Source organism: Virgibacillus sp. DJP39, assembly GCF_049310925.1.
GTDB lineage: Bacteria > Bacillota > Bacilli > Bacillales > Amphibacillaceae > Virgibacillus_F.
The window spans coordinates 1-21,589 of record NZ_JBMERP010000024.1 but is presented as its reverse complement, the minus strand read 5'-3'; the positions used below and the strand labels follow the sequence as shown (position 1 = coordinate 21,589).

The 21,589-nt window shown below is 38.7% G+C and carries 25 protein-coding genes; 10 read left to right on the top strand and 15 right to left on the bottom strand.

Annotation, left to right across the window (positions count from 1 at the left end):
* Positions 1-16 precede the first annotated feature (16 nt).
* Positions 17-709 (top strand): YetF domain-containing protein, encoded by a 693-nt coding sequence (locus ACOI1D_RS09960; protein WP_422501131.1) that lies wholly within the window; start codon positions 17-19, stop codon positions 707-709.
* A 394-nt stretch (positions 710-1,103) separates the two neighbouring features.
* Here ACOI1D_RS09960 and ACOI1D_RS09955 read toward each other — a convergent pair whose 3' ends face one another.
* The 3 genes from ACOI1D_RS09955 to ACOI1D_RS09945 are packed head-to-tail and all read right to left on the bottom strand — an operon-like array spanning position 1,104 to position 5,212.
* Positions 1,104-1,238 (bottom strand): hypothetical protein, encoded by a 135-nt coding sequence (locus tag ACOI1D_RS09955; RefSeq protein ID WP_422501130.1) that lies wholly within the window; start codon positions 1,236-1,238, stop codon positions 1,104-1,106.
* Between the two features lie 53 nt (positions 1,239-1,291).
* On the bottom strand, positions 1,292-4,348 hold the full coding sequence (locus tag ACOI1D_RS09950; RefSeq protein WP_422501129.1) for an efflux RND transporter permease subunit: 3,057 nt from the start codon (positions 4,346-4,348) through the stop codon (positions 1,292-1,294).
* Positions 4,349-4,354: 6 nt separating this feature from the next.
* Positions 4,355-5,212, bottom strand: a complete 858-nt coding sequence (locus tag ACOI1D_RS09945) for an efflux RND transporter periplasmic adaptor subunit (protein ID WP_422501128.1) — start codon at positions 5,210-5,212, stop codon at positions 4,355-4,357.
* A 300-nt stretch (positions 5,213-5,512) separates the two neighbouring features.
* Here ACOI1D_RS09945 and ACOI1D_RS09940 point away from each other — a divergent pair, with 300 nt between their 5' ends.
* From ACOI1D_RS09940 to ACOI1D_RS09925, 4 genes are all read left to right on the top strand, one after another.
* Complete coding sequence (locus ACOI1D_RS09940; protein WP_422501127.1) at positions 5,513-5,803, top strand: hypothetical protein; 291 nt, start codon at positions 5,513-5,515, stop codon at positions 5,801-5,803.
* A complete protein-coding gene (locus ACOI1D_RS09935) occupies positions 5,793-5,993 on the top strand; it encodes a hypothetical protein (RefSeq protein ID WP_422501126.1) in 201 nt (66 codons plus the stop codon). Before ACOI1D_RS09940 ends, ACOI1D_RS09935 begins: the two co-directional genes overlap by 11 nt.
* Before the next feature lie 31 nt (positions 5,994-6,024).
* Positions 6,025-6,189, top strand: a complete 165-nt coding sequence (locus tag ACOI1D_RS09930; protein WP_422501125.1) for a hypothetical protein — start codon at positions 6,025-6,027, stop codon at positions 6,187-6,189.
* Positions 6,190-6,293: 104 nt separating this feature from the next.
* Positions 6,294-6,500 carry a hypothetical protein gene (locus ACOI1D_RS09925; protein ID WP_422501124.1) on the top strand — a complete coding sequence of 69 codons (207 nt, stop codon included), beginning with the start codon at positions 6,294-6,296 and terminating at the stop codon, positions 6,498-6,500.
* Between the two features lie 131 nt (positions 6,501-6,631).
* Here ACOI1D_RS09925 and ACOI1D_RS09920 read toward each other — a convergent pair whose 3' ends face one another.
* Together ACOI1D_RS09920 and betB are read right to left on the bottom strand one after the other, a co-directional pair.
* Entirely contained in the window at positions 6,632-7,198 is a 567-nt protein-coding gene (locus tag ACOI1D_RS09920) for a DJ-1/PfpI family protein (RefSeq protein ID WP_422501123.1), read from the bottom strand.
* 305 nt (positions 7,199-7,503) lie between these two features.
* Positions 7,504-8,973 (bottom strand): betaine-aldehyde dehydrogenase, encoded by a 1,470-nt coding sequence (betB, locus tag ACOI1D_RS09915; RefSeq protein ID WP_422501122.1) that lies wholly within the window; start codon positions 8,971-8,973, stop codon positions 7,504-7,506.
* Positions 8,974-9,232: 259 nt separating this feature from the next.
* Here betB and cudC point away from each other — a divergent pair, with 259 nt between their 5' ends.
* Together cudC and ACOI1D_RS09905 are read left to right on the top strand one after the other, a co-directional pair.
* Positions 9,233-9,793 (top strand): choline uptake/conversion transcriptional regulator CudC, encoded by a 561-nt coding sequence (gene cudC / locus ACOI1D_RS09910; RefSeq protein ID WP_422501121.1) that lies wholly within the window; start codon positions 9,233-9,235, stop codon positions 9,791-9,793.
* Between the two features lie 24 nt (positions 9,794-9,817).
* Complete coding sequence (locus ACOI1D_RS09905; protein WP_422501120.1) at positions 9,818-10,702, top strand: glycine betaine ABC transporter substrate-binding protein; 885 nt, start codon at positions 9,818-9,820, stop codon at positions 10,700-10,702.
* Positions 10,703-10,761: 59 nt separating this feature from the next.
* Here ACOI1D_RS09905 and ACOI1D_RS09900 read toward each other — a convergent pair whose 3' ends face one another.
* Positions 10,762-11,256: a competence protein ComK gene (locus ACOI1D_RS09900; protein WP_422501119.1), complete on the bottom strand. Its 495-nt coding sequence runs from the start codon at positions 11,254-11,256 to the stop codon at positions 10,762-10,764.
* Between the two features lie 124 nt (positions 11,257-11,380).
* On the opposite strand from ACOI1D_RS09900, the gene ACOI1D_RS09895 reads away from it, so the two are divergent.
* Together ACOI1D_RS09895 and ACOI1D_RS09890 are read left to right on the top strand one after the other, a co-directional pair.
* Entirely contained in the window at positions 11,381-11,521 is a 141-nt protein-coding gene (locus ACOI1D_RS09895; RefSeq protein ID WP_422501118.1) for a hypothetical protein, read from the top strand.
* Positions 11,522-11,588: 67 nt separating this feature from the next.
* Positions 11,589-11,786 carry a YjfB family protein gene (locus tag ACOI1D_RS09890; protein ID WP_422501117.1) on the top strand — a complete coding sequence of 66 codons (198 nt, stop codon included), beginning with the start codon at positions 11,589-11,591 and terminating at the stop codon, positions 11,784-11,786.
* A 76-nt stretch (positions 11,787-11,862) separates the two neighbouring features.
* Here the strand turns inward: ACOI1D_RS09890 and ACOI1D_RS09885 are convergent, their stop codons facing one another.
* The 6 genes from ACOI1D_RS09885 to ACOI1D_RS09860 all read right to left on the bottom strand — a co-directional run bounded on the left by ACOI1D_RS09885 (position 11,863) and on the right by ACOI1D_RS09860 (position 16,294).
* Positions 11,863-12,225, bottom strand: a complete 363-nt coding sequence (locus ACOI1D_RS09885; RefSeq protein WP_422501116.1) for a hypothetical protein — start codon at positions 12,223-12,225, stop codon at positions 11,863-11,865.
* A 160-nt stretch (positions 12,226-12,385) separates the two neighbouring features.
* Positions 12,386-12,805, bottom strand: a complete 420-nt coding sequence (gene fabZ, locus ACOI1D_RS09880; protein ID WP_422501115.1) for a 3-hydroxyacyl-ACP dehydratase FabZ — start codon at positions 12,803-12,805, stop codon at positions 12,386-12,388.
* Between the two features lie 225 nt (positions 12,806-13,030).
* Positions 13,031-13,567 (bottom strand): DNA-directed RNA polymerase subunit beta, encoded by a 537-nt coding sequence (locus tag ACOI1D_RS09875; RefSeq protein ID WP_422501114.1) that lies wholly within the window; start codon positions 13,565-13,567, stop codon positions 13,031-13,033.
* A gap of 42 nt (positions 13,568-13,609) precedes the next feature.
* Entirely contained in the window at positions 13,610-14,440 is an 831-nt protein-coding gene (locus ACOI1D_RS09870) for a flagellar hook-basal body protein (protein ID WP_422501113.1), read from the bottom strand.
* A 10-nt stretch (positions 14,441-14,450) separates the two neighbouring features.
* Positions 14,451-15,257, bottom strand: coding sequence for a flagellar hook-basal body protein (locus tag ACOI1D_RS09865; RefSeq protein WP_422501112.1), 807 nt, complete (start codon positions 15,255-15,257; stop codon positions 14,451-14,453).
* Positions 15,258-15,292: 35 nt separating this feature from the next.
* Positions 15,293-16,294 (bottom strand): rod shape-determining protein, encoded by a 1,002-nt coding sequence (locus ACOI1D_RS09860; protein WP_422501111.1) that lies wholly within the window; start codon positions 16,292-16,294, stop codon positions 15,293-15,295.
* A gap of 352 nt (positions 16,295-16,646) precedes the next feature.
* Here ACOI1D_RS09860 and ACOI1D_RS09855 point away from each other — a divergent pair, with 352 nt between their 5' ends.
* A complete protein-coding gene (locus ACOI1D_RS09855; protein WP_422501110.1) occupies positions 16,647-17,666 on the top strand; it encodes a nuclease-related domain-containing protein in 1,020 nt (339 codons plus the stop codon).
* Positions 17,667-18,184: 518 nt separating this feature from the next.
* Here ACOI1D_RS09855 and spoIIID read toward each other — a convergent pair.
* The 3 genes from spoIIID to ACOI1D_RS09840 form a co-directional block, all read right to left on the bottom strand.
* Complete coding sequence (gene spoIIID, locus ACOI1D_RS09850) at positions 18,185-18,496, bottom strand: sporulation transcriptional regulator SpoIIID (RefSeq protein ID WP_422501109.1); 312 nt, start codon at positions 18,494-18,496, stop codon at positions 18,185-18,187.
* Between the two features lie 748 nt (positions 18,497-19,244).
* Positions 19,245-20,282 (bottom strand): AimR family lysis-lysogeny pheromone receptor, encoded by a 1,038-nt coding sequence (locus ACOI1D_RS09845; RefSeq protein ID WP_422501108.1) that lies wholly within the window; start codon positions 20,280-20,282, stop codon positions 19,245-19,247.
* A 156-nt stretch (positions 20,283-20,438) separates the two neighbouring features.
* On the bottom strand, positions 20,439-21,317 hold the full coding sequence (locus tag ACOI1D_RS09840; protein ID WP_422501107.1) for a peptidoglycan DD-metalloendopeptidase family protein: 879 nt from the start codon (positions 21,315-21,317) through the stop codon (positions 20,439-20,441).
* Positions 21,318-21,589 lie beyond the last annotated feature (272 nt).

The following is a 21,589-nucleotide window of genomic DNA, read 5'->3' as shown; positions in this document are numbered from 1 at the left end:
AACAGGAGGTGTGCGTATGAACCACTATTTATCCATAACAGTTGAATTAATTATCGGGCTTGTCCTATTATTTATCATTGCCAAATCCCTAGGTAAAACGCAATTTTCACAAATTACACCATTTGATTTTATATCGGCTCTGATACTGGGTGAATTGCTTGGAAATGCTGTTTACGACCATGAGGTTAATATACTAGAGATAATCTTCGCAACGTCTGTATGGGGTATTCTAATATTTATAATTGAGCGCATAACACAAAAATTTAAGGGGTCAAGAAAATTACTGGAAGGTGAACCCAATATCGCTATCCACCAAGGGGAAATTAAATTTGAGGCCTTAAAAAGAGCTAAAATTGACATTAACCAATTACAAAGCTTGATTAGGCAACAAGGTTATTTTTCAATTCAGGAGGTTGCATACGCTATTATTGAGACAAACGGCATGGTAAGCGTACTCCCGAAGCAGGAATATAACACACCAACAAACTCTGATTTAAATGTAGTTTCACAACCGCCTGACTTACCAATTACCCTGATTCTGGATGGTGAAGTTCTATACGGTAACCTGGCTGAAGCAGGAATGGATGAGGAATGGATTAAGAGCCAATTGGCAAACCAAAACATTATGAGTTATGAAGATGTGCTTTATGCTGAGCACCTGCCGAATAAACCTCTATTCGTTTTGAAACATGAAAAAAAGCCTGGTTAGAATGCTTCTGGGCACGATGGCGTTAATGCGTTTGCGTTCTCTACTTTGCTGGCACTTCGGTCAACTTTCTTGTGAGGACGCTCAACTTTTCATTTTTCCCGCTCAACTTCGGGGGTGCGTCGCTCTACTTTGCTGGCTCTTGGATCAACTTTCTTTGGGGGACGCTCAACTCTTCGGTCTTTCCGCTCAACTCCGGGGGTGCGTCGCTCAACTTTGCTGGCTCTTCGTCAACTTTCCCTTGGGAGAACGCTCAACTTTCCCTTGGGAGGACGCTCAACTTTCAGGTCTTTCAGCTCAACTCCGAGGGTGCGTCGCTCAACTTTGCTGGCTCTTGGATTAACTTTCCCTTGGGGGCGCTCAACTCTTCGGTCTTTCCGCTCAACTCCGGGGGGCGTCACTCAACTTTGCTGGCTCTTGGATTAACTTTCTTTCGATGTCGCTCAACTTTTGGCCTGCGCCGCTCAACTTCCGGTGCAACCGGATCAACTTCCAAGCAATGCCGCTCAACTCCCCCTCGCACCGACCACATCAAACTTTACCACATTAAAAAAAGGTTTCCGCCTAGGCAGAAACCTTTTTTAATTACCCTTTTCGCCTAACTATTTTAGCCGTCAGATCGTCAAGCAATGTATACACGACTGGAATTAATAATAGAGTGAAGATGCTTGAGATTCCGAGTCCGAATATGATTGTTACAGCAAGCGGCTGCTGTGTTTCCGCTCCTTCTCCTAGTGCTAATGCCAGTGGCACCATGGCTAGAATGGTTGTTAATGTCGTCATTAGGATTGGGCGGAGTCGGCTTGGGCCCGCTTCTAAAATCGCTTCGTATCGATCTACACCTTTACGCCGCAATATATTGATATAGTCGACTAACACAATCGAATTATTTACGACGATTCCGGCGAGCATGATAACGCCTATGAACGCTGGAATGCTTAATGGTAAGCCTGTTATGAATAGGCCAACCATAACACCAATTACCGTTGCTGGCATTGAGAACATAATAATTAGTGGGAATAGGAAGTTCTCAAATTGTACCGCCATTACAGCGTAAACTAAGAATATCGAAAAGATTAGCGCGATGGATAAGTCACGGAAAGATTCCGCCATATCCTCCGCTTGCCCACCCATTTGATAGTTGTAACCCTCTGGTAAAGAAAGCCCATTTAGTTTTTCCTTAATGTCAGCTACAACGCTCGCTAAATCCCGGTCAACCACCTCACTTGATACGTTCATTTGTGCTTGTTGATTTTCACGAACCAATGTTACTGGTCCCTGGACTTCTTTTAGTTGTGCCACCGTTTCAAGAGGAATCGCCCCTCCTGCTGGTGACTTAACTTTCATATCCTTTAGGTCATCTATTGTGCTTCTTGCATCTTCTGGATACATGAGTACAACATTCATTTCGTTTCCATTTTCACGGAATTGTGTTGCCACCTGACCAGTAAAATGCAGCTGTACCTGTTGAATAATTTGTTGTTCGGTCAGTCCATATGCCGCCGCTTTATCCTCATTAACTATCAAGTTCATTTGCGGTACGCCATTTGACGCAGATGATTCTGGGTTATAAACACCGTCCACCTCGGCTATGACGCTCACCACTTGCTCTGATAAATCGGCAAGTACCTCGTGCTCAGGTCCGTTTAACTGAATCTGAATAGCATCTCCAGTACTAAGTCCGCTTCCGACAGCACTAACAGTAATTTCAGCACCTGTAACTGACTGTAGATCATCATCGATGTCCTGGACGATAGCAGTGGTTGATTTTTCCCGTTCAGTGGAAGGGATTAATTGAATCGTGTACGTTCCTCTGTTGACACTTGTGCTTGTTGGGTCGAATCCTCCCCCGCCAACACTTACATAACTTGTTTCGATAACATCATCGTATTTTTGAAGTTGTTCATTTGTTTCTTTTACAACCTCACTCGTGTGCTCTAAGGAACTCCCGGCTTCTGTTTCGACGCGAATTTCGATTTGCCCCTGGTCTGATGATGGGATAAATTCCGCTCCGATTAATGGATACAGTCCTATGCTTGCTGCGATTGCAATTGCTGTACCAATAACAGTTGTTTTTCGATGGTTAAGTACCCATTTTAAAACACTGCGGTAGCCTGTATAGACACGATCCATGAATCGGTCAAACCAGTAGCGACGTCCTTTGTCTTCCATTGCCTTCGTGAGCAATTTTGACGAAAGCATTGGCACAAGCGTAACAGCGACAACGAGTGATGCAATTAAGGAGAACGATACAGCCAGGGCTAATGGTGTGAATAAGTCTGATGCAATTCCTTCCACATAGACAATTGGCAAAAATACGACCAATGTAGTCGTTGTGGAAGCAATTACTGCCGGAGCCAGCTCTGACGCACCTTTTGTTGCTGATTCATAAATGCTGTATCCTTTTTGCCTGTAAGCATATATATTTTCCAAAATAACGATTGAGCTATCGACCATCATTCCAATTCCAAGTGCTAGACCACCAAGCGTCAGTACGTTCAGTGTCTCACCGGTAAAATACATCAGCGTAAACGTAGCGATTACAGCAATTGGAATGGATAAGCCGATGACAAATGTTGCCCGCAAGCTCTTTAAAAATAAGAGCAGTACGAAGAAGGAAATGATTCCTCCGATGATTATATTTTGTACAACAGAACTAATCGAAAGTTTAATAAATTCAGATGTATCAATGATGGTATCTAAGTTTACGTCTGACGGCAATTTTTCTTCCAATTCACTCATGCCTGTCTTAATATTTGTTGCCACTTCTACTGTATTAGCATCCGATTTTTTTAAAACAGACAGTACAATCGAAGGTTCTCCATTTACAAGCGTGAGTGAGTTGGATTCTTTAAACGTATCCTTTACCGCTGCTACGTCATCAATATGAATGGTTGTACCCGCTTCTGTTTGAACGATTGTGTCCCCGATATCTTCTACAGACTCTAGTTCGCCTGTTATTCGTATTTGCAGGTCTTGATTACCTTTGTCAACGACACCAGCCGATGCCGATTGATTCGTACTATTCAGAGCCTGGACCAGGGCTTGGGCTGATACACCGTATTGCAGCATTTTTGCCTGATCAAGGATTAACTGAATTTGCCTTTCTTTTCCACCTTCGACAGTGACAGAAGCGACACCACCCTGACGTTCCAGGTATGGCACAATTTCATCTTCAGCAATAGCTGTTAAAGCCGCTGGGTCGTCACCAGTAAGACCAACCCACATAACGGGTAGCTGATCTGGACTGAATCGTAACACACTTGGGTCTCCAGCTCCTTCTGGCAGAAAGCTTTTGACTTGATCTATTTTTTCCCTGACATCAATGAGGGACTGATCTAAATCGACGCCATTACTGAACATCATAATTACGAGTGATGACCCCGCCTGTGACTGGGACTGGATTGTTTCAATTCCCTCAACAGAGCTCACCGCTGATTCAATTGGCCGGCTTATTAATTTCTCTATCTCCTGTGGTGCTGCATCCTCATAGTTTGTAGCGACAACGGCTATTGGTAATTCTATTTCCGGAAAAAGATCGATCGTTAAACTTCTCAGTGAGACAATCCCAAGTGCGATGATGGCAAGCACAATCATGATTACCCCAACAGGACGTTTAACGGATGTATGTACTAACTTCAAAATGCATTACCCCTCTTTCACCACATTGACTTTGCTGCCGTCTGTCAGTGTGAGACTACCACTTGTTACGACCATATCGCCCTTTTTCACATCGCCTTCAAGTGCAGTATTATCTGAATGCGTTTCTATCACATTAACTTCTTTCCTTATAGCCTTTTTATCTTCAATAACATAAACAAAGGTTTTTCCACCTGCTTGATTAACCGCTTCTGTTGGTACGATCAATGTGTCGTTAATCGTATTTTCCGGAACAGTCATTTCTGCAACCATCCCTGACAGCAGTTTATTATTTTTATTTTGGATTACTGCTTCAATTGGATATAATCCTGCATCATTAGGAAGCGTTCCGATCGATTTAATTTCTGCGTCAACTTTCATTTCATCAATAAGAATTGGGTATTTTTCACCGACTTCAAATAAGGATGTTGCTTCTGCAGTTACGGTAAGGTTTAACGTTAATTCATCTAAATCAGTAATGACAGCCAGTGGTTTCTGATTCGTAGCGATTGTACCCTCCGTACCCTGAAGCTGAGCAATTTCCCCTGACGTTTCAGCATAAATAGTTTGCTTTCCCTGAGGCGTTTGAATGGTTGCAATTACATCATCTTCTTCCACCTGATCACCATTTTCAACTTTTAATGTTATGATTTCACCAGGGGTTTGAATCATAACGGGTGTTATGCTGGACGGCGATGTACGTCCATAAACAGACCTATCTATAACCAGATCACCTTGCGTAACCGAAGTTGTTTTAACAGGTGTTACCGTCTCTTCCTTATTTGTATTTTCATTATCATCATTATTACAGGCAGCAAGCACTAGTAGTAAGAATAGTACCACCAGCGTGATTCGCAGCTTTCTCATATGCCAAAACTCCTCTCGGTCTTAAGTATCTATACACTAGTATAGCTAAATTCCATACGATTATATATTGAAAAGGTTTCACGTTACACCAGTCCTTATCATTTTATAAAATTCGAGCGGTGCCGATTATATAAATGCGTGTAATGGATACAATAGGTGATAATATTAGTATCCTAATTATTAACCCTCAGTGTATTGAAATGCGCTATCGCACATAGTAAGATTGAATAAGTGTTTTTCAATTTCTATAAATATAGAGAATGTTGGAGCGTAAGAATAATATACGAGGAGTGGGGCTAGATGAACAAAGAATCAGGGAACCCGGACAAGGTTTATAATAGCCGCGAATCTGCGGCCTTATTAAATATTAAAGAATCTACTTTGAGAAAATATGTTTTACTGCTTGAGGATGAGGGATACAAATACCATAAGAATGAATTAGGTCACCGGGGGTACTATGAAAACGATGTAATTTCTCTTAAAAAGCTATTGGAAATCAAGGAGTTTCCTGAAATGACACTAAAGCGTTCGGCATCAGCAGTAATGTCCTGGATAAACGGAGATGATTTGTCAGAAGACGATGATATATGATAATATATCATCGTACACCCGTCATAACGCAAGCTATAACGAGTTACATAAAGAAATTCAGGAATTCAAAAATCGACACGAGGCCTATAATAAGACATTGATTGACCGCTTGGAAAAACAAGAAAAAACCCTTATGCGTGCATTAAATGAGATTCAGGAAAAAGTTGGAAAACTGCTAAAGGATCGATGATCTCTATAATCTATTTTAGGGGGGATATAGGTTGACTAATCTGGAGAATTCACTTGGTGATGAATTTGAAACTAAGCTTAATCGGGCACTAACTAATCAGGAGAAGGAATTTCTTAAATGGCTTGAAAAAAAGCATCTTCAGGAGACTTCATTGAAGAACAATACAATTAGTCAAAGTAAAAATAGGTCAGTCTGAAATACATACCGTTTTTCCACAGTTAATCCTCTTGGTATACCTTTAGCATACTACGTCGAACAGCATTTGAGAATTTATAAAAAGGTGAAAGGAAATGGTGAAAGATGGAACCATTAAAGGATATTATAGGTGTAGAAGAAGCCTCATCATTGTGGGATTTATCCCCTGGTTATATTAAAAACCTTTGTGCTAATGATCAAGTTCAATGTAAAAAGATTGGTGGAACATGGGTGCTCGACAAAAACCAATCCAGTCCAAAAAAAGTTAAGCCGTCATCCCTACTCGAAATTCAAATTGACTCGAAAGATTAGAATCTAATCGTACCATCTCCAGTTCAAATCCGTACCTGTCTGAGTAATGCAGACTAGAATCTCTACAACGACAAAAGAGAGTCTGCAGATTAGACTCTCTTCAACTATGACCAACATTAAGTTACATGCATCTATACTTCTATGGTTGCTTCGTTGACCTGTTTGATAAATTCTTTCATAAGTCCCGGCAAGTCAGGCCATGCGTGTCCAGAAACGAGATTGCCATCTGTATGCAGCGGTTCATTAACATAAGTTGCTCCAGCCGCTTCGACTTCGGGTTTACATGCTATATATGCTGTCATTTCCCGGTTTCTAATATGCTCTTTAACTGTTGTCAAAACCAGACTCGCATGGCAGACAGCTGCTATTGGCTTATTTGCATCGAAGAAGTGGCTTACAATTCCTGGCACATGGTCGTTTAAACGAATATGTTCAGGTGCGCGTCCTCCTGGGATAATTAGTGCATCAAAATCTGCGGGATCTACATTGTCAAAGCTGCAATTCGCTTCGATTAGATAACCCGCTTTTTCTGAATACGTTTCCCATCCAATGAAATCATGAACGACAGTATGCAATGTTTTAGCAGTTGCGGCAGCTATTGTGGTCTCATAACCTTCCTCTAAACACCGAAAATAAGGGTAATATATTTCTAAGGATTCTACAGCATCTCCAGCAAGAATTAAAACTTTCTTTTTCATTTTACATTCCCCCCAATTTTTAATCACCTATTTAATCCTATTCGAATAAGACAAGGATTATCCTTTTACGTTCACTAATTTTCTCGTTCTTCTAATTCCAGTCTGGAAATTGTATACGTGAGTATACCTCACAAAATTCAGTTGCAATGGTACTATTTAATTGTACTTTGTAGGATCAAAAAAAAGAAGCCTTATTGAATAAGACTCCGCTAAATTAATTAAACTATTTTTGATGTTAGGTTGAAACGTTACACGAAAATATCGATCGTCGCAGGCCCGGGAATCGACCTGAAAAACCTACATTCCTAAAACCAATTAATGGCTTCTGGTTTTAGGTTGTGGAATACGTGTTTTGTTTCCTGGTATTCTTCCAGGCCTAATTTCCCTAGTTCACGGCCGATTCCTGATTGTTTGAATCCACCCCATGGTGCATGTGGGAAATACAAGTTGAAGTCATTGATCCATACTGTTCCCATGCGCATTTTTGCTACACAGCGTTCTGCTTTTGCGATATCTTTACTCCAAACTCCGCCAGCTAGTCCGTAAATTGAATCGTTAGCTAGTTTCATTGCTTCTTCTTCTGTTTGGAATTTTTCTACTGTAATGACTGGTCCGAATCCTTCATTTTGAACAACTTTCATATCTGTTGTGCAATTTGTTAGGACTGTTGGTGAGTAGAAAAAACCTTTTTGCAGTTCTGCTGCTTCAGGACGCTTTGCTCCAGTTGCAACAGTTGCACCCTCTTTGATTCCAGCTTCTACATAGTTTGCTACTTTGGTTAAGTGTTCTTGTGAAATTAATGGGCCCATTTGTGTATCTTCATCAAAGCCACTGCCCATTTTTATATTGTTTACACGCTTTACAAGTGCACTTACAAACTCATCATGTATGCTTTCTTCTACTATTAATCTTGTACCTGCTGAACAAATTTGTCCTGCATGGAAGAATACAGCGTTCATTGCCTGGTCTACTGCTATTTCAAAGTCTGCATCTGCAAATACTACGTTCGGATTCTTCCCACCTAGCTCTAAAGCAATCTTCTTCACGTTTACGCTTGCTGCCTGCATAATTTTTTTGCCAGTTTCAATTCCACCAGTAAATGAAATTAAATCTACATCTAAATTAGTTGAAAGCTCAGCACCAACTGTGTTTCCTGCACCTAGTACAAGGTTAACAACCCCTGCTGGCACGCCTGCTTCTTCCATTAATTCAAATACTTTCACTGATGTTAATGGCGTGATCTCACTTGGCTTCATGATTAGCGTGTTTCCAGTTACCAAGGCAGGTGCCAGTTTCCATGACGCCTGAAGCAGTGGATAATTCCATGGGGTGATTTGCCCACAAACTCCAACTGGCTCCTTTACCACTTTACTGATTGAATTTGGAATAGGAGAATCAATAATCTCTCCGCCATCCTTATCAGCTATTTGTGCATAATAACGGAAAACGCCTGCGATGTCGTCCATATCTCCGCGGCTTTCCTCTACTGTTTTACCAGTATCCAGTGATTCCAATTCTGCTAGTTCTTCTTTATCTCTTTCAATCAAATCAGCGATTTTGCTTACGATTTGTCCTCGCTCTGTTGCTGGTGTTGTTGCCCAGGTGCCATTGTCAAAAGCATTTCTTGCTGCTGCAATCGCTTTTTGAGTATCAGATTCATCGCTTTCTGGAACAGTAGCAATAACTTCCTGATTAAAAGGGTTTATAATTTCTCTAGTCTTATTTGATATGGAATCAACCCACTCACCATCGATATATTGTTTTTTGATGATCAACGAAATCCCTCCTGATTTTATGTTAATTCCGTATGTTAATTTTATTAAGAAATAATTTAACGTTTTGAATACATTAAATGTATCACGCCAAATTATTTTTGTCAAAAAGAACTATTTTTATTCTATTAATTGCTGAACGTCATGATGGTTATAATGAAATTGACATCTAATTGGATTTGACATTTTTTTTAAAGTTGATAACATTAAGTTTGTAAAGATAATTTTTAATAAACTTAACAAGGTGAAGTGAGGTGAACAAATGGCTACTACTGGAGATCAAGCCGCCCGTGAGAAAATGGAAATAGCTAAAGATCAGGTAATCGGGGCTATTTCTGAAACTATGGACTTATATGGTGTAACACCTTCAGCTGGAAACCTGTATGCAACAATGTATTTCAAAGATCAAATGAATCTTGATGAAATGCGTGAAGAGCTTGGGATGAGTAAGCCAAGTATGAGTACTAGTGTAAGAAAACTCCAGGAAATAGATATGGTGAAAAAAACCTTTCAGCGTGGATCAAGGAAACATACCTATGCAGCTGAGAAAGATTTTTTCCATTCATTTATGTCTTTTTACTGTCAAATGTGGGATCGTGAAGTGAAAATGAATATGGAAGCGATTAAACAGGCAGAGGTTAATCTAGCCCAAATCGTGGAAGATGATGCTGTTTCAGAAAAAATTCGTGATGAAGCAAAAGCACATTTTGATATGCTTGAAAATTCAAAGGTTTATTACCAATGGCTCGATAGCCTAACAAGAAGTATTAGGAACGAAAAAATCTTTGAATTCCTACCAAAAAATCCACCAAATAAAAAATAATTTTCAACCAAGAGGAGTAAAAATATGAATTTAACAAAACTAAACATAATTATTATAGGATCCGTTTTAATGATCCTACTTGCTGCATGTGGGGAAGAGACTACAAAAAGTGCGGACAAGGAAGAAGCAACAGAAAACAAAACAATTGAAATGGGACAAATTAACTGGGCTGAGAATATTGCTGTCACTAATATGTGGAAGGTAATCCTTGAAGAAAAAGGCTACAATGTTAATTTCAATCTACTTGACATGGGAACAACCATGGCAGCTTTAGCAGGTGACGAACTTGATATTGCCCTTGAAGTTTGGTTGCCTGTTCAAGACCAGCATTATTACAAACAATACAAAGACAAGGTTAACTTTTCTGAATCAGTTTGGTATGAAAACGCAAAAGTCGGATTAGTAGTACCAACTTATATGGAAGATATCAACAGCATTGAAGACTTAAATGCAAACAAAAAATTGTTTGAGGGTGAAATCACAGGGTTTGACCCAGGCGCAGGCACAATGACAGTTACTGAGGAAATGATTAAGGAATACGGACTTGATTATGAATTACTGCCAAGTTCTGAACCAGCTATGCTGGAAGAGATTAAGCAAGCTGTAAAAAATGAAGAGCCAATTGTTGCACCGTTATGGAGCCCTCACCGAATTTTTTCTGAGGTTGAATTAAAATATTTGGAAGATCCTAAAAAAGTGTTTGGTGGAGTTGAAAAAATCCATTATGTAACGCGACAAGGATTTTCGGATGATTATGAAGAAGTTAGTGGATGGTTTAAAAACTGGAAGATGGATGATGATGCAATTGGAACATTGATGACCTCTGTAAATAATGCAGAAAAGCCAATTGAAGGCGCTAGAAAATGGGTTAAAGAGAATCAGGACCTAGTTGACCAATGGATTAAATAATAGCTATATTTTGGGCTGTTCCTCTAAATAAGAGGGATAGCCCTTTTTATTGTGAAATTTTAGAAACCCTGGTTAAACGGATTGGATCTTCGTCCAAATAATATCGAGCGGTTAAGATGCACAATCAGTTCACAGGTCTTTAATTTTTGAAAGTTCATCGTACTTTCAGAAGCGTTCACGTACAAACCACTTCCATCTCTAAATGCTACATATGTTTTACCCTCACGTTTATCAATAGATTTTATATGGTGAAAAGATAGCCATACACAATCCTTACTCTTTGCCGCAGAAGTTGGAAACATATATACGCCATTTTCAGGAATTACAGGAATTGGTAGTTTAGAGGTTACTTTTAAAATATCCTTAACTGCAGTTCGTCTTCCGGAAAGTGCCGCGCCATATAGCAAACAACTGTTATCAATAATTTGCTCGGGCCTTTGTACGGATTTACGTTGATCAGAACCCTCTAAAATAATTGAACGATAGTATGAAGAGTCTGCTGGATAAATTGCCTTTGTTGCTTGTGTAATAATATAAACAGATGTATTTGTCATCTCTAATCCACACCTCATAATTTACAATATATGCCTATTATACTACGGTAATGGTAAATTATCTATCTATTCTTTTATTTATCAGTAAAAGAGGGTAAAGCTGATTATAAAGGAGGAATGTATGATGACTACTAATCATGATCAAAAAAATAATAACCATTCTGAAATGCATTCAGACGAAATGGAAGAAGCACAGGGAAAGGAATCGGAAAAGAATTCCTTTGAGAAGAAATCGGAAGAAAAATACAAGCAAGATGATGAGTGAATATCTTTTTTTCGATAAGTTCAGACTGTTAATGTGGTATACTATCTAAAATGAAAGAGTTTTGGAGGTGAATGCTGTGAATGTTGCCGCATTATCAGTAGCGATGTCGAACCACCAAGTTCGTGAGAGTGCTGGCCTTGCGATCATGAACAAATCAATGGGTGTCATGGAACAGCAAAGTCAGCAATTAATGGACATGCTAAAAACAAGTGGCCCAGAAGCTCCCCATCCTTCTCTTGGAAAACTGGTGGATTTTCAGGCTTAATAGCAATACAAAAAGACAGGACATTCTATTAGGAGTCCTGTCTTTTTGATTAACATGTAAAAGAGGTTATTTCTTCTTACTTGTTATTTCCATTATCCAAGGTGTCTTCATTCGTTCCATCTTCCATTAAGCCACCATCAGTATCTGTTCCACCATTTTTTCCATTGCCTTTACCATTTCCATTATTACCATTGGTTCCGTTTTGGTTTTCACCATTCATACCGTTATTACCATTTTGATTCATATCTTCCTGGATCTGATCCTCTACATCCTGTTGCATATTGTCGGTGTTCATTTCACCGCCATTGTTATTCTCTTGGTTTTCTTCATTTAAAGGCGCCTCTTCGTTTGCGGGATCTTCATCCCCTCCACCACAGGCTGTTAAAAGAGTTAACGCTAAAACTGGTGCACCAAACTTTATTAAAAAGTTCTTTTTCATCTTTAATTTCCTCCTTTAATGTCACTTTCGCCATTAGCTTAACCATTTACCCAAATGTAATACTAATTTTGTTTATTAAATTTCACCACTTAACCTTTAATTAATTCTAAGAGTTTTTTTGTACAAAAAAAGAGCGACTAAATCAGCCACTCCCCTAAAGTTATCTTATTGCAAACATGATTTCTGCTTCACATGCTACTTCGCCGTCAACAGTGGCAAGAGCTTTTCCTTTTCCAATTGGTCCTTTTATCCGAATAATTTCTACTTCCAGCTTCAGCTGATCTCCAGGTTTAACCTGACGTTTGAAACGACAATTATCAATACCAGCTAAGAAACCGATTTTACCTTTATTTTCTTCAATTCCAAGGACAGCAATTGCGCCAACCTGTGCAAGTGCTTCAAGAATCAAAACACCTGGCATTACTGGATAATCAGGGAAATGGCCTTGAAAAAATGGCTCGTTGATTGTTACATTTTTTACTCCTGTAACGCGTTTCCCTTCTTCAACCTCGGTAACTTTGTCAACTAAAAGGAATGGGTAACGATGTGGAATAGTTGCTTTAATTTCTTGTATATCCATGGTTTAATGGCTCCTTTTATTTATAAGTTAAATATGTACTTCCAGTATAGCAAAAATGATGATGACTTTCTCAGCCGAAGGGAGTTAATGACCCTGGAACTTTAGAAAACTCGGCTTATCGCCAAGCCTAATGGCGAAAGCCCTAGTTTACTTATGCAGTAAGAAAGGATTTATACTTTCTTAACTGCCAAAAAAGCATGACTGGAAAATAGCCATACTTTTTATCTATTTCTTTTCTGTGACAATATCGAAAATATGGCGCCAGGTTTCCATGTCTAGTGCATCACTTGGTTTACCACTTCCAATTATTCCATAACCAACTACTGCCCCTGCAACAACAGCTAGAGAACATAAAAGGAGAACAACAATAATACGCAGCCAAATAGGAAAAACACGACGTTTAGGCTTTTTATTTTTTTTCTTTTCAGCCTTTTGTTTTTTCTTTTGCTGCTTCCGGGTTAACTTTTCTGAAGACAATTCTTCCTGTTGACTTTCTTTTTGGCGCTTGAGTCTTGCTTGCTCTGTTGAAGCTTCTTCCTGTTTTCTGGATCTATAGCGTTTTTGCGGTGGCGTGTCATCAGATGTGTTTTTCTCTCTCTTTTTAGGGGTTAACTTTTTCAAAGCAACTTTAATCTTTGGTCCAAAACTCTTCACTTTATTGACCAATTTCCCCCATTGCGCTTTAGACTTTAACTTATCTGTCAGTTTAGTCTCTTGCTTTTGTTTCTTTTCAGTTTTTAATTCAGGTTGGCTGTTTGACATGGTTGGTTCTCCTTACTCACTTGCAAAAGTTCTTTGTAATAATTACCTCAATTGATTAACTAGTCCCATCATTTGATCACTCATTGAAATGGTTCTAGAATTAAATTGATAGGAACGCTGTGTTGTAATAAGGTCTGTCATTTCTTTTGAAATATCAACATTGGATTGCTCTAATGCATTACTTTTCACTAATTGTGCATTGGGATTCGCTGCTTGAATAATCTCATTCTGATTATAACCTAATTCTTGAAGATCTGGTAAACGAAATGAATTATTTCCGGTTGATTCAAGTACTCGTGGGCGAACTGCTTCTACAATAGAAAGCCTTCCAGCCTCTTGCGTATCACCACCACGACTTACCACGATTTGCCCCGATTCTTCTATCGAAATCGAGTCAAAACCTGCCGAAATTACGATAGGACCAGTTTCTCCAAGGACAGGATTTCCATCACTTGTTGTTAGCATAACATCCTGATTATTGTTCACGGGGGAGAGATAAAAGGCACCTGCACGTGTATAACGGGTTTCTTCAACTCCATTTTCCGTAACCTGAATTTGAAATAGGTGGTTTTTTTCAAGGAGTGCAGCGTCCAGCCCCCGACCAGTTTCTTTAATCGGACCTACTGCTAAATTTGTGCTGATTGCTCCAAGTTTAGCACCTGTTCCAATTCTTATACCATCAGGAGTTAAACGACCTTCCGCATTTGCAGGGTCACTCATGTTATTGATTTGTTGAAATAATAATGATGCGAAATCTGCATTACGACTTTTGTAACCAGTTGTTTGGCTGTTGGCTAAATTATTTCCAATTAAGTCGAGCTTACTCTGCAACTGATTCATCGTTACTGCTGCTTGTATCATTGTTCGTGACATGAAAACCCTCCTAGCGTAGTCGTCCTACCTCATTAACTGCTTTACCCATACTCTCATCATATGCTTTTAAAACGCGTTGATTCGTCTCAAACATCCTGTATGATTCCATCATTTGCGTCATCGCTTGAAGTGAGTCAACATTTGACGACTCCAAAAATCCTTGCTGAATTGTATACGTTGCACCAGCAGGAACCGCTCCTGCCTCACCATTGAACAATCCATTTCCCTCTTTTGCCATCTGGGTCGCGTCTGCAGTATATGCAATGCCCAGAGGTACATTTTGTCCATCAAGTTGAACGATTCCGTCCTGGTTTACATTAAAATCAAGTCCGTTTGTTTGGATTCGATTTCCAGATTGGTCCAGGACATAATATCCTTGGCTTGCAACTAAAAACCCTTGCCCATCTACGGTAAAGTTACCGTTACGTGTGTAGCGCTGTTCACCTGCATCGTTTTGCACAGTAAAGAACAGTCCCCCATCTTCATCTGGAAGAACGCCATTAATTAAAGCCATATCAGTTGATATTCCTGTTTCACGTATATCGCCCTGAACAAACTTCGGTACATTTTCCTGAACATAGACTCCTGTGTTCAGTGACCCAACCGGGTGATTTCCTGGTATCTTAAAGCCACGTTCAGTTGGGAGCTCATTACCACCACCCATTTGTCTGAGAAGTAATTCAGGAAACGCACGTAATGTCGGCTGATCTGCCTTATAACCTGGTGTATTCACATTGGCAATGTTGTTAGCTAATGCTTCCTGAAAACGTTGCTGCGCAATCATACCACTCGCTGCGGTATAAAATCCTCGTAACAATATACTCAACCCCTTTTAGGCACTAGCCCAAAGAATTAAATTATCTTTTTTCGTTCAATTTTATCGATATTTTCGAGCATAATCCCTGTTCCTTTAGCAACACAGTTCATAGGCTCCTCTGATAAAAATACTGGTACCTTCAATTCTTCAGCTAGTAATTGATCAATGCCGTGGATCATTGCTCCACCACCAGTCAAAATTACCCCACGATCAATTATATCTGCTGATAATTCAGGTGGTGTCTTTTCAAGTACTCGTCTTGCGCCTTGCGTAATTAAATTAACTGACTCCTGAAGTGCACCAGCGATTTCATCAGAATATACCGTGATCGTACGCGGTAATCCAGTTACCATGTCCCGGCCACGAATATCCATCTCTTCTTTACGGGAATTAGCGAACACTGTAGCTACATTAATTTTAATATCTTCAGCAGTGCGTTCACCGATTAATAATTTATACTTTTTCTTTATATACATTAGAATTTCTGAATCAAATTTATCACCGGCCATTTTAATTGACTCAGCAGTTACGATATCACCCATTGAAAGAACAGCTATATCTGTCGTTCCACCGCCAATATCTACTATCATATTACCGCTCGGTTGAAAAATTTCCATGCCAGCACCGATCGCTGCAACTTTTGGTTCTTCCTCAAGGTAAATCTTTTTGCCACCTGATTTTTCAGCGGCTTCTCTGATTGCTTTTTGTTCAACTTTTGTAATGTTAGTCGGACAGCAAATCAACATTCTAGGCTTTGATAAAAAACCACGAACATTAATTTTATTTATAAAATGTTTTAACATTGCTTCTGTTACATCAAAGTCTGCAATAACCCCGTCTTTTAAAGGTCTGATCGCTTCAATGTTTCCTGGTGTACGTCCCACCATGCGCCGAGCTGATTCTCCTACTTCCAAAACCCTTCCAGTAGTACGATCCATAGCCACAACTGATGGTTCATTCAAAACAATTCCTTTACCTTTTACATGAATTAAAACATTGGCAGTTCCAAGGTCAATTCCAATATCACGAGAAAACATTAATAAGATCCTCCCTGTTACAATTACTTTCTCACATTTGCAAACGAACACAATGCTACTAATATTATATTTTACCACAATATGTTTAAAAATAATGCAAAAAAACAAAAATTACACATGTTTTTCCGGAAAATGGGCTGTGACTTTTGATGGAGAGCCTTGATGGGTGATATTTTCGGATAACGGATGATTCCCTGGCCGAGACGGGCGATATTTTTGCATAACGGCTGATTCCCCGGCCGGGACGGGTGATAAATAATGGCTTGCTTTTCATTAATTTTTTTAAAAAAAAGAGGATTTTAGCAATTTATGTAGAATTATATATTTTAATCTTAAAAAGGAGTGAATTTTATTGAATGTAAAACACAGGGAAAAGCCATACTCGTTATTAACCTATGAGGCACTATTCAGGCGTTTAAACCCTAATTTAGGGAACAGCGATTTTATCAACAGTGGCTATTTGACTTCATTAGCTGGCTACCGTGGTGAAAGAGATGTTGATTATAAACTTTCCCAATACCCACTTAAGAATTCCTACGTGCTTCAAGGCCTTCGATTAAAAAGTGGACCCCATTACTTTCAAATTGATACATTAATTCTAACTAGGAATTTTTTCTGTATCCTAGAAATTAAAAATATCAAAGGCGAATTAGAATATGATTCTGATTTTAAGCAACTCACACAAAAAGTCGGTAACGAAATGAAGGGTATTAAAAATCCAATTTATCAGGCAGAAGCACAAAAGAGAAATTTGGAATCTTTATTACAGGATATGCAAATTTTCAATATTCCTATTGACTACCTGGTAGTAATAAGTAACCCCAGAACAATACTTAAATGCAGGCAACAGGACCAAGAGGTATTTGATAAAATGATTCATGCCGAAAGCCTGGCCAACCACTTGGACAAATTGATTCCTCAATATAACAAAGAAGTTTTAACAAAAGCCACCTTAAAAAAGGCAAATGACTTTTTGTTAAATAACCAAACTCCTCATCTGCCACAATTAATAAAACAACACCGTTTAAATGACCAGCAACTAATAAAAGGTATCATCTGCCCCACTTGTCAAAGCTTTCCGATGAAAAGATCCCGGAGAACATGGTTATGTGAAAAATGTTTAAACACCCATAAAGATGCACACAAGCAGACAATTCTAGACTACTTTCTACTGTATGATAAAAAAATTACAAACAAAAAGTGCAGAGAGATTCTAATGATTGACTCAGACAAGATTGCCTACAATCTATTGACATCGATGAATCTTGAACGTTTTGGTGATAACAGGGGACGGGTTTATTTGTCTCCCAATCAGGCGGCATTCCCACAAAATTCATTTGTTCCAAGCCTAAACAAAAATGGCTTTTATTAAATTAAACTGCTTATTTTAATAAGAGGTGTTAGGGGCTTTGACTGCGATGGTTGATTCACTGACTGTGACGGGCGATATTTTCATATAACGGGGGATTCTCTGGCCTCGACGGGCGATATTTTCATATAACGGGGGATTCTCTGGCCTCGACGGGCGATATTTTCGGATAACGGCTGATTCCTGCGCCACGACGGGCGATATTTTCGGATAACGGTTGATTCTCTGGCCTCGGCGGGCGATATTTTTATATAACGGGGGATTCTCTGGCCACGACGGTCGATATCTTCATATAACGGGGGATTCTCTGGCCTCGACGGGCGATATTTTCATATAACGGGGGATTCAATGGCCACGACGGACGATATTTTCATATAACGGGGGATTCTCTGGCCACGACGGGCGATATTTTTACATAACGGTTGATTCGATAGCCCGCGACGGGTCGATTCCCGCTCCAGGCCTGTGAATCAACCAAAAAACTCAGCAATTAAGCTGAGTTTGTGGTCAGTGTTCCATTGTTATCCTACTGGTTTGGCTGTTGTTGCGGTTGTGGTGTCGATTTTTATTTGTGCTGCGCTTGCTGGCTTTATTTTGTATTTTTTTCTAGTTGCTTCTCCCCCGCGTAAATGTCTGATTGCTTTGTGATATTCTAGAATATCTTTGACTTGATTTGCGAGTTTTGGATTTATTTCTGGTAAGCGCTCTGTCAAGTCTTTGTGGACCGTACTTTTGGATACACCAAATTCCTTTGCTATCACTCGGACGGTTTTCCTCGTCTCCACGATATGATTCCCTATCCTGATCGTCCTATCTTTGATGTAGTCGTGCACACCATTCGCCTCCCTAAGTTGATAATTCCGAGGTGTGAAATGAGACAAGGTGATTCTATTATTGTGGTTGCGAATATTTCGATAATTTTCTGATGTACTGAATAAAGTTATCGATCACTTTTGAATTTCTTAACTTTACGAAAAAAACCAGTACATTTTTGTATGAATGTTTATTTTCGCAAAGTATATGTATAGGAGGTTCGTTGCTACAATTATCTACATACCACACAAGCTCTCACCTCAGATATTACTGAATGCTTGGTTTGTAACATTTTATTACTTGAAAGAACTGTTTATGATTAAATTTCCCTCTTTTCCACAAGGGACAAGAAGTATTTTTTGAAAAGTGATACAAAGGAGGAAATATACGATGAATTAATTCATGGATTTGAATGATGTTGTGGAGATTTTATTGAATTCAAATAGGCCATAAAGTTATAAACATTGTTTTTCTTTTACTTATAGAGTGATTTTAAAATGACTTAACCAAATATGTCGGTATTAACATACTGGAGAGCTTAAAACAAGACTGTTTCTGTAACCAACTCGATAGCGTTATTATTTTTTTGAATTTAACATTAACTTTCTCTAATTAAAAAAGTCCGTACTAAGGCCTGTTAGTAATACTATGCTAGAAATCAGTTAATACCCATACAAAATTCCAACAAAAAAAAACCGCCCAGATTTTAACTGAACGTTTTGATTACTATCTGCTATTCTTTTTAATTGTCCATTAACCTTTCGCCGATTAATGTAGATCAGAACCCATGTTTCGTAAAGCTACTAATGGTAACCTGCAAAAGAAATGATCACTGCGTTTCTCAATAAAACCATTATAAGAATGGTGCAGAAGATCTTTGTCACTTGTAGCAAGTCCTAAATAATAAAAATAAAATGGTGAATCAGAGGAGACCTTTCTTAAAATATTTTCTGCTTTTTTAAAATTCCCCTTGGCAATTTCTACATGAGCCTGTTCGCTTTTATCGCTTGTTGTTACTCCTTTGACCTTCTTATGGTATGCAGAAAAAAATGGAAAATTGTGGTTTTCTATAATGTTAAGTATTTCCGTTAACCCATTTTCCAACGCTATTTTTTTGGCTTCGTTTAAATGATGGATTCCCTGTTGGTAGGTATCAAATGTATAGGTGAGTGCTAAACAGGTATGTATAGCTGCTTTCTTTTTAGGGCTTTGTGTTAAATTTAAAACTCTGAATGCAAACTTCCTTGCTAGAATGAGCTCATTACGATGCCACAAGTAGATGAAATATGCCTCATACATTCGTATATTATAAAAAAATCTTAACTGTGAATCTACTATAGACCCATTCAAATACTGTAGTTTTTCTAAGAAGTTACCAGATTTCGTAAAATCGTTCATGTCGTTATATGCTTTGTTTTTCGTAAACTCTATTAAGCAAATTAATTCTGGTTCATTAGTATGAAGTGACGATAAGTGGTGTATTATTTTCTGAGGCGGTACACGATTAAACCTTTGATCTAACATTAATTGATAGGCGATTGCCCATTGATTATTTGACTCTTCAGGCATCTTTTGATTTTTGTAGACTAGTGTTTGTAAATCTTCATAGAAGCCGTTCATGTACAAAAATTCCATACCAAATTTCATAATCTCTTTTTTCTTACTTTGCAAGCAAAATTTTCTAATTAACTCTAGTACCGTTTGGTCATCATATTGTATAGATAACGTTGAAATAACCTGCTCTAGTGATAACTTACCTTCATTAGCAATGGAAGGCATTGGATTTCCTACTACCTGGGTATTCATTTTATTGTTATCTCCTCCTAACTAAAAATTTTTTATAAGTTATTACCATAGTACCACATTATTCGTCAATTAATACACTAATCTTTCGACAGAATTCGCACTATTCACATAAAAAAACAGCCCTTAGCTATCAAGGGCTATTTTCTGCTGTAATTTTTATGCTCGTGCACTCGATGCAGAAGATTGCGCGCCATCAGTAGATGCCCCATCTTCTTCATTTGTGGGATCATCCTGTGATCCACTGTCATCTGTCTCAGTATCTTCTTCAGGTGCAGGAGATTGTTCGCCATTTTCATCCGGTGTAGCGTCACTTTCTTCTTCTACATCTTCTGAAACTTTTTCCTCATCCACCGAAATAGAACTAACCGGTTTGTTGAAGTACGTTTCTGGATTTACTGATTCACCATTTTTTCGAATTTCGAAGTTGACATGGATGCCATCTTCTTTTCCGAATAGGTTTTCACCAGCTGTCCCAATTACGTCTCCTTGTTTGACTCGTTCGCCATTCTTAACCATTACTTCTCCAAGACTAGTATAGTATGTCAAAATATCATTCTCATGAGATATTGCTACTATATTACCTAGTAATGGATCTTCTGTTACTTCCTCAACAGTACCACTCAATGACGCTGTTACATCAAAAGTTTCACCATTTGCAGACGCAATATCTATACCTGTACTCTGGTAGTATCTGCTATTGTATAGAACAAGCGCTGCTTCTTGATCCTCTTGGTCTGCGTTGTAGTCATAGAATTTAGTTACGATTTCTGCTTTATCTTGATCACTCACAGGCATTTTGACAGCCTCTTGTTGGTCCATTACAGCAATTGAATCCTCACCGTATGGGTCCGTTGCAGTGTCCTCAGTTGATTCCTGATCTTGTGTTTCAGGAATTTGATTTTCCAGATTCTGATACCACACCACAAACGTTAAGAGCAAAGCAGCAATCGTTAGGTAAACTGCCGGGAAAAACCACTTCTTGCGAAAAATGCGACTCCAATTATTTTTTGAACCGCCATTTTTTTCCTCTTTCATATGATCATCACCTCAACAACCATTCTGATCAGAAAAAGGAAATTATATACATGTTATACAAAATTTTATTGTAAAAGAGTTAGTATTTGTTAAAAGCTTGAGAATTATGTGTTAAAAAGCTAATTGTAAAAGGCTTTTTCTTCAGTTCTTTCTTTTATCTTCGCAGTTAATTAAAACTGTGACGTTACTGCTTTAACAATTTTCTACCAAACTTTACTAAATTATTGCTGGTCCAGCGCTGCGGAAAAACACTCGCTTTCCATGGGGAACGC